The organism is Roseomonas sp. TS2 (assembly GCF_058833935.1).
Genome location: NZ_JCACVY010000200.1, coordinates 1 through 7,523, shown reverse-complemented (window position 1 = coordinate 7,523; position 7,523 = coordinate 1). Strand labels below are relative to the sequence as shown.

The following is a 7,523-nucleotide window of genomic DNA, read 5'->3' as shown; positions in this document are numbered from 1 at the left end:
CGGGCAAGTCCACCCTGCTGCGCGCCCTGGCCGGGCTGGTGCCGCTGGCCGAAGGCAGCCTGCGCTGGAGCGGCGCCGCGGCCCTGGCCGAGGGCCCCGAGTCGCGGCTGCGCTACCTGGCCCATGCCGAGGCCCTGAAGCCCGGCCTCTCGGTAGCCGAGAATTTGCGCTTCTGGGCGCGCTGCTGGGGCGGCGCGGTGGAGCCGGCGCTGGAGGCGGTGGATCTCGCGCCGCTGGCCGGGCTGCCGGCGCGGCTGCTCTCGGCCGGGCAGCGGCGGCGGCTGGCGCTGGCCCGCCTCGCCCTGGCGCCCGTGCCGCTCTGGCTGCTGGACGAGCCGACGGTGGGGCTGGATGCCGCCGCCATCGCCCGCTTCGGCGCGCTGCTGGCGCGGCACCGCGCGGCGGGCGGCGCCGTTGTGGCCGCCACCCATGTGCCGCTGCCGCTGGACGGCGCCGGGGAACTGCGCCTGGAACAGCAGCCCTGGGGGGTGGAATGACCGCGCTGCTGCGGCGGGAATTGCTGCTCGCCTTCCGCCACCCGGCCGACACGCTGGCGGCCATGCTGTTCTTCCTGCTGGTGACGGCGCTGTTCCCCTTCGGCGTGGGGCCGGCGCCGGAGGCGCTGGCGCGGCTCGCCCCGGGCGCGCTGCTGGCCGCCGCCCTGCTCGCCGCCTTGCTGCCGCTGGACCGGCTGTTCGGCGCCGAGGCGGAGGACGGCTCGCTCGACCAGCTCCTGCTCAGCGGCCTCTCGGGCTTCGAGATCGCGCTGGCCAAGGCGCTGGCCCACTGGCTGACCACCGGCGCGCCGCTGCTGCTGGCCACCCCCATCGCCGCCGCCATGCTGAACCTGCCCGAGGCAGCCTGGGGCGTGGCGGTGCTGGTGCTGGGGCTGGCGACGCTGTTCCTCTCGCTGCTCGGCACGGCGGGGGCGGCGCTGACGCTGGGCGCCCGGCGCGGCGGCGTGCTGCTGCCGCTGCTGGTGCTGCCGCTCGCCATCCCGGCGATGATCTTCGGCGCGGCGGGCATCGAGGCGGCGGCGGGCGGGGTGGCGGTGCGGCCCTTCCTGCTGCTGCTGGGGGCGCTCACCGCCGCCGCCCTGCCGCTGGCCCCGCTCGCCGCCGGCGCCGCGCTGCGCGCCGAGTGAGGGGCGCCCTCAGGCCAGCGGCGCCGTCCGAAACAGCGACACGCGCAGCCCGCCATGCGGCACCGGCGGGCCGCCGGGCAGGAAGGGCAGCCCCGTCGCATGGGCGAGCTTCGGCTCGCTGGTGACGATCCCGACGCGCCAGCCCGTGAAGCGGCTCGTCAGCACCTGCCCCAGGGCGCGGTAGAGGGCCGCCAGCTTCGCCTTGTCCCCGATGCGGGCACCATAGGGCGGGTTGACGATGACCAGCCCCGGCGGCCCCTCGGGCGGCACCGCCTCGCTGACCGTGCAGTGGCGGAACTCCGTGCAGTCCGCCACGCCGGCGCGCCCGGCATTCGCGCGGCTCATGGCCACGGCGGCGGCGTCGCGGTCGCTGCCGTGGCAGCGGAAGGCCGGCACGCGCTCGCTCCGCACCGCGCGCATCCGCTGCCAGGCATCCTCGTCGAAGGTGGCGAGCTGCTCGAAGGCGAAGGCGCGGTGGCGGCCCGGGTTGAGCCGCGCCGCGATCTCCGCCGCCTCGATGACGAAGGTGCCGGAGCCGCACATCGGGTCCAGCACCGGCTCGGCGCCGTCATAGCCGCAGGCGCGCAGGAACAGCGCGGCGAGCGTCTCCCGCATCGGCGCCCGGTTGACCTCCGCCTTGTAGCCCCGCCTGTGCAGCAGCTCGCCCGAGGTGTCGACGCTGAGGGTGCAGAGGTCGTTCTCCAGCCGCGCCCGCACCACCACCGCCGCCTCCGGCGAGGGCATCGCGCCCAGCGTCTCGCGGATGGCGGTCTCGATGCGCTGGGCCACGGCGTCGGAATGGTAGAGGCGGGAGCCGGCGCAGGAGGCCTCCACCCGGAACGGCACCTCCGGCCGCAGGACATCGGCCCAGGGCACCTGGCGCGCGCGGTCGTCGAGCTGCGCGAAATGCACGGCGCGGAAGGCGGCGAGCCGCGCCAGCACGCGGCTGGCGCCGCGCACCCAGAGATTGGCCCGCCACACCTCCGGCCAGCCGCCGCGCAGGGTGACGCCGCCCGGCACCACGCGGGGCTGCCGGAAGCCCTTGCCGCGCACCTCCTCGAACAGCGCCGGCTCCAGCCCGGGCACGGTCGCGAGGAAGATCTCGAAATCCTGGTCTCGCGCCGTCGCGCCGGACGCAGCCTTCACCGCAGCACCTTGGTTGTTCGGGTTGCCCGCGCCGGGCGGGAAAGGCGCTGCCTCATGGCAGGGATGGCGGGGGGATTCAACGGGCGGGCATCGGCCAGATGGAAGAGAGAAGGCCAGGGGAATGAATTCCCCTGGAACCCCTTCTTTTTTCTATCGGTCAGATTCTAAAACAGATCAGGAAAAAGAAGGGGTTTGGGGAATTCCTTCCCCAACCTACCCCCCTTCGTGCCGCAGGGGCCGCGTCATCAGTTGCGTCACCGCGCCGGCCACGTCCGCCTCGCCCGCCAGCACGGCGGCCACGGCGGCGGCGATGGGCATCTCCACCCCCTCGGCGCGAGCGCGGGCGAGCAGGGCCGGGGCGGTGGCCACGCCCTCCGTCACGCTGTTCCGCTCCGCCAGGATGTCTGCCAGCTGCCGGCCCTGGCCGAGCGCGAAGCCGAGGGAGAAGTTGCGGCTGCCAGGGCCGGTGCAGGTCAGCAGCAGGTCGCCAAGGCCGGAGAGGCCGGCCACCGTCTCCGCCCGACCGCCCAGCGCCAGGGCGAGCCGCCCGATCTCGGCGATGCCGCGCGTCACCAGCGCGGCGCGGGCATTCTCGCCGAGCCCGGCGCCCATGACGGCGCCCGCGGCGATGGCGATGACGTTCTTGGCCGCGCCCCCCACCTGCGCCCCCACCGCGTCATCCTGCCCGTAGAGGCGGAAGGCGGCGGTGGCGAGGCCCGCGATGGCCTGCTCGCGCAGAGCGGGTGGCAGCCCGGCCACCACGGCGGCGGCGGGCAGGCCGGCGGCCACCTCGGCGGCGAAGTTGGGGCCGGTGAGCACCCCCGCCGGCAGGCCGGGACGCACCAGGGCCAGCGTCTCCAGCGGCAGGCGATGCCCCTCGGCGGTGACGCCCTTGGCCGCCACCAGCACGGGGGGGAGCGCGACGGGAAATCCCTCCAGCACGCGGGCCATGTGCTGCGCCGGCACCGCCAGCAGGGCCAGCTCCGCCCCCGCCAGCGCGGTGGCCGGGTCGGCGGTGACGGCAATGGCCTCCGGCAGGCGGTGGCCGGGCAAGTGGGCGGCGTTCTCGCGCGCCGCCTGCATGGCCGCGGCGCGGGCGGGGTCACGCGCCCAGAGCGTGACGGCGGCCCCCGCGCGCGCGGCCTGGATGGCCAGCGCCGTTCCCCAGGCCCCGGCACCGATCACGGCGATGCGGCGCATGCTCATTCCTCGGCGATGCGGGTGACGGAGCAGCCCTGGCCCGGCTCGCCCTCGCCCAGATGCTCCAGCAATGCTTCGAGGATGGCGCGGGCCTCCTCCTCGAAGCGCCAGGGCGGGTTGACCACCACCAGGCCGCAGCCGTTCAGCCGCTGCGGGTCGGTCGGCTCGCGCAGCCACAGCTCGCAGGCCAGGATGTCGCGCACCCCGCTCTCGGCCAGCGCCGTGTGGAAGGCACGCACCGGCGCACGGTGCTTGATGGGATACCAATGCGCCTGCACCCCGGCGCGGAAGCGGTGCGCCACCAGGGCCAGCCCTTCCGCCATGCGCTCGAACTCGCCCTCCACCTCGAAGGGCGGGTCCACCAGCACCAGCCCGCGCTTCTCGGCGAAGGGGGTGAGGCCGGTCAGCGCCTCCCAGGCGTCGCGCTTGTGTACGGCGGTCTGCGGGTCGCCGCGGAACAGGGTGCGAAGGGTCGCGTGGTCCTCCTCGTGCAGCTCGCACAGCACGAGGCGGTCATTGGGCCGCAGCATCATCCGCACCAGCGAGGGGCTGCCAGGGTAGCGCGGCGGGAAGCCGGCGTTGCGCACCAGCGCCAGCCAGTCGGCCAGCGGCCCCTCGGTGAGGTCCAGCAGCCGGCCGACGCCGCGCCGCCACTCCCCCGTGCGCTCCGCCTCGGAGCCGGAGAGGTCGTAGGCGCCGATGCCGGCATGGGTGTCGAGCACCCGGAAGGGCTTGTCCTTGGCGGCGAGGCGGCGGATCAGCAGGACCAGCAGGGCGTGCTTCATGCAGTCGGCGAAGTTGCCGGCGTGGAAGGCGTGGCGGTAGTTCACGCGGCGCGCTCCCCGGTCGGTTCCGCCGACAGCTCGGCCAGCGGCCAGCGCGGGCGCGGGGCGAAGTCCAGCGGCTCGGTGAGGCCGGCGCGCAGCCGCTCGATGCCGGCCCAGGCGATCATCACCGCATTGTCCGTGCAGAGCCGGATGGGCGGCGCCACCAGCGGCAGGCCGGCGCGCGCCGCCTCGGCCGAGAGCGCGGCGCGCACCCCCTGGTTGGCCGCCACGCCGCCCGCCACCACCATGGCGGTGGCATTGGGCAGCATGGCCAGGGCGTTGCGCGCCCGGTCCGCCAGCACGGCGGCCACCACGCGCTGGAAGGCGGCGGCGAGGTCGGCGCGGTCCTGCGCCGTCTCCAGCTTCGGCACCATTTGCGCCACGGCGGTCTTGAGGCCACTGAAAGAAAAATCGCAGCCGGGGCGGCCGAGCATCGGGCGGGGCAGGGGGTAGCGCATCGGGTCGCCGCTGGCGGCCAGCTTCTCCAGGGCCGGGCCGCCGGGCCAGGGCAGGCCCATCAGCTTGGCCGATTTGTCGAAGGCCTCGCCCACCGCGTCGTCCAGCGTGGAGCCGAGGCGGCGGTAGCGGCCGAGTCCCTCCACCGCCACGCACTGGCAATGCCCGCCGGAGAGCAGCAGCAGCAGGTAGGGGAATTCCACCCCGCCCTCGACCACGCCCGGAAGCCGCGCCGTCAGCGCATGCCCCTCCAGGTGGTTCACCGCCACGAAGGGCAGGCCGTGGGCGATCGCCATGCCCTTGCCGAAGCTGGCGCCGACGATCAGCCCGCCGATCAGCCCCGGCCCCGCCGTGGCGGCGATGCCGCCCAGATCGGCCGGCGCCACGCCCGCCTGGCCCATCACCTGCGCCGCCAGGGCCGGGAGATGGGCGAGATGGGCACGCGCCGCGATCTCGGGCACCACGCCGCCGAAGGGGGTGTGCTCGGCCAGCTGGCTGCGCACCGCTTCTGCCAGGATGGTGCCGTCCGGTGCCAGGATCGCGGCGGCAGTCTCGTCGCAACTCGCCTCCAAACCCAGGACCGGACCTCTGATAGGCGCCGATTGCATCCGTTCTTGCCTTCCCCAATGCCGGGCGGTGGTTCTATGACGCCCGCATGTCCCTTGCCCACCCCGTCCTGCCGTCTGCCGCGGTGGGCGCTTCCGCTTATGCCCGCGTCGCCGCCCCGGCCGATACCCGGATGGGCGGCGGCCTCCCGGCGGGTTCCCACCCCGGTGCCGCGCCCCCGCCGGGCCATGCGCCGGGCCATGCGCCTGGAACGCTGCGCCAGGGCGCGCCGGTGAAGCCGCATGCGCGGCGGCCGCTGCCGCTGCGCGTCGGCACCCGCGGCTCGCCGCTGGCGCTGTGGCAGACCCGCACCTTCCTCGACCTGCTGCTGCGCTTCTGCCCCGTGCTGCGCAACGCCAAGGCCTTCGAGGAGCATGTCATCACCACCTCGGGCGACCGCATCCAGGACAAGCGCCTGGCGGATATCGGCGGCAAGGGCCTCTTCGCCAAGGAGATCCACGAGGCGCTGCTGGACGGGCGGATCGATTTCGCCGTGCACAGCCTGAAGGATCTGGAGACCGAGCTGCCCCCCGGCATCGTGCTGGCCTGCACGCTGAAGCGCGAGGATGCGCGGGACACGCTGATCCTCGGGCCCAACTGCCCGGCCGTCGATGCTGCCGACCCCTATGCGGCGCTGCCCACGGGCGCGCGCATCGGCACCGCCAGCCTGCGCCGCCAGGCGCAGCTGCTGCACGCGCGGCCCGACCTGCAGGTGCAGATGATCCGCGGCAATGTCGGCTCGCGCCTGGCCAAGCTCGCCGCCGGCGAGGCCGATGCCACGCTGCTGGCCCTGGCCGGGCTGAAGCGGCTGGAGATGGCCGACCGCGCCTCCGTGGTGCTGGACGCCGAGGCGATGGTACCGGCCGCCGGCCAGGGCATCGTCGGCATCACCGTGCGCGCGGCGGATGAGGAGCTGCACGAGCTGCTCTCCGGCATCGAGGACCGATCCGCGCGCGCCGTGTCCCGTGCCGAGCGGGCGCTGCTGGCGGCGCTCGACGGCTCCTGCCGCACGCCGATCGGCGGCCATGCGCGGCTGCTGCCGAATGGCGAGCTGCACCTGACCGGGCTGGTGGCGCGCCCCGATGGCAGCTTCCTGCTCAAGCGCAGCATCCACGGCGCCGCCGCCGATGCCGGGCGGCTGGGCCGCGAGCTGGGCGAGGGGCTGCGCGCCGACAGCCCCGCCGACATCTTCATCGGCTAGCCCCGTGCGGGAGGCGCCCGCCATCCTGGTGACGCGGCCGGAGCCCGGCTGCGCCGAGACCGCCGCCGCCGTGGCGGCGCTGGGCTGGCGCCCGCTGGCGGCGCCTGCCCTGGTGCTGGCCCCGCTGCCGCCGCCCGCCCTGCCGCTGACCGCCGGGGGCGGCCGCCCCGCCCAGGCCACCCTGCTGCCGAGCCGCGCCAGCGCCCGCGCCCTGGCCGGCTGGCCGGAGAAGGACCGCCTCCTGGCCTGCCCCGTGCTGGCGGTGGGCGACGGCACGGCCGAGGAGGCACGCCGCGCCGGCTTCCGCCAGGTCGAGGCGGCCGCCGGCGATGCCGATTCGCTGGCGCGGCTGGCGGTGGCGCGGCTGGACCCGCGGGCCGGCCCGCTGCTGCTGGCGGTGGGGCAGGGCTATGGCGCCGCGCTGGCGGCGGCCCTGCGCGCCGCGGGCTTCGCCGTGCGGCGGCGCGTCGTCTACGCGGCGCGCCCGGCCGCCGCCCTGCCGGAGGAGACGGTGGCGGCGCTGCGCGCCGGGGCGGTGCGCGGGGCGCTGTTCCTCTCGCCGCGCTCGGCCCGCCACACCCACTTCCTGCTGCGCCGCGCGGGCCTTGTGGAAACCGTGCGGGAGAGCGTGGCGTTCGCGCTTTCACCACGTATTGCGGCGGCGCTCGCGGGAATGCCATGGCGAGCGATCCATGCTACCCCGGTGCCGGAGCTTCCGGCGCTGCTGGCCCTGCTGGGCCGGCCGCCCGGGGCGTGGCCGGACGCGGCGCCCCCCGGCGCCTCGCCGGGCGGATTGCCAGAACCGGAGAGCGAGGGGCAGGAGAGAGAATGACCGACACGCCGAAAGACAGCCCCAAGGGTGAGCCGGTGACGGGCAGCCGCAACACCCCGCCCGCCAAGGGAAAGCCCGGCCGCGAGAACCCGACCGTGACGCCGCGTGCCT

General features: G+C 75.7%; 8 protein-coding genes. 4 read left to right on the top strand and 4 right to left on the bottom strand.

Going from position 1 to position 7,523, the window contains the following annotated elements; all coding sequences use genetic code 11:
* Positions 1-497: heme ABC exporter ATP-binding protein CcmA (ccmA, locus tag ACZJYS_RS21025; protein WP_493180213.1), on the top strand; the 497-nt coding region annotated here is incomplete at its 5' end.
* A complete protein-coding gene (gene ccmB / locus ACZJYS_RS21020) occupies positions 494-1,144 on the top strand; it encodes a heme exporter protein CcmB (protein WP_109516211.1) in 651 nt (216 codons plus the stop codon). The genes ccmA and ccmB, both read left to right, overlap by 4 nt.
* 9 nt (positions 1,145-1,153) lie before the next feature.
* On the opposite strand, the gene ACZJYS_RS21015 is transcribed toward ccmB, so the two are convergent.
* The 4 genes from ACZJYS_RS21015 to tsaD form a co-directional block, all read right to left on the bottom strand.
* Positions 1,154-2,290: a THUMP domain-containing class I SAM-dependent RNA methyltransferase gene (locus ACZJYS_RS21015; RefSeq protein ID WP_493180212.1), complete on the bottom strand. Its 1,137-nt coding sequence runs from the start codon at positions 2,288-2,290 to the stop codon at positions 1,154-1,156.
* 213 nt (positions 2,291-2,503) lie between these two features.
* On the bottom strand, positions 2,504-3,496 hold the full coding sequence (locus ACZJYS_RS21010; protein WP_493180211.1) for an NAD(P)H-dependent glycerol-3-phosphate dehydrogenase: 993 nt from the start codon (positions 3,494-3,496) through the stop codon (positions 2,504-2,506).
* Positions 3,493-4,320 (bottom strand): 23S rRNA (adenine(2030)-N(6))-methyltransferase RlmJ, encoded by an 828-nt coding sequence (locus ACZJYS_RS21005; RefSeq protein WP_493180210.1) that lies wholly within the window; start codon positions 4,318-4,320, stop codon positions 3,493-3,495. The genes ACZJYS_RS21010 and ACZJYS_RS21005 overlap by 4 nt, the downstream gene beginning before the upstream one ends.
* Positions 4,317-5,381 (bottom strand): tRNA (adenosine(37)-N6)-threonylcarbamoyltransferase complex transferase subunit TsaD, encoded by a 1,065-nt coding sequence (tsaD, locus tag ACZJYS_RS21000; RefSeq protein ID WP_493180209.1) that lies wholly within the window; start codon positions 5,379-5,381, stop codon positions 4,317-4,319. Before tsaD ends, ACZJYS_RS21005 begins: the two co-directional genes overlap by 4 nt.
* A gap of 47 nt (positions 5,382-5,428) precedes the next feature.
* On the opposite strand from tsaD, the gene hemC reads away from it, so the two are divergent.
* On the top strand, positions 5,429-6,580 hold the full coding sequence (gene hemC / locus ACZJYS_RS20995; RefSeq protein WP_245906184.1) for a hydroxymethylbilane synthase: 1,152 nt from the start codon (positions 5,429-5,431) through the stop codon (positions 6,578-6,580).
* A 4-nt stretch (positions 6,581-6,584) separates the two neighbouring features.
* Positions 6,585-7,412 (top strand): uroporphyrinogen-III synthase, encoded by an 828-nt coding sequence (locus ACZJYS_RS20990; RefSeq protein WP_493180208.1) that lies wholly within the window; start codon positions 6,585-6,587, stop codon positions 7,410-7,412.
* Positions 7,413-7,523 lie beyond the last annotated feature (111 nt).

Excerpts from the sequence above, each read along its gene's own strand:
- ccmB (WP_109516211.1), top strand. The coding sequence starts at position 494 with ATGACCGCGCTGCTGCGGCGGGAATTGCTGCTCGCCTTCCGCCACCCG.
- ACZJYS_RS21010 (WP_493180211.1), bottom strand. The coding sequence starts at position 3,496 with ATGAGCATGCGCCGCATCGCCGTGATCGGTGCCGGGGCCTGGGGAACG.
- tsaD (WP_493180209.1), bottom strand. The coding sequence starts at position 5,381 with ATGCAATCGGCGCCTATCAGAGGTCCGGTCCTGGGTTTGGAGGCGAGT.
- hemC (WP_245906184.1), top strand. The coding sequence starts at position 5,429 with ATGTCCCTTGCCCACCCCGTCCTGCCGTCTGCCGCGGTGGGCGCTTCC.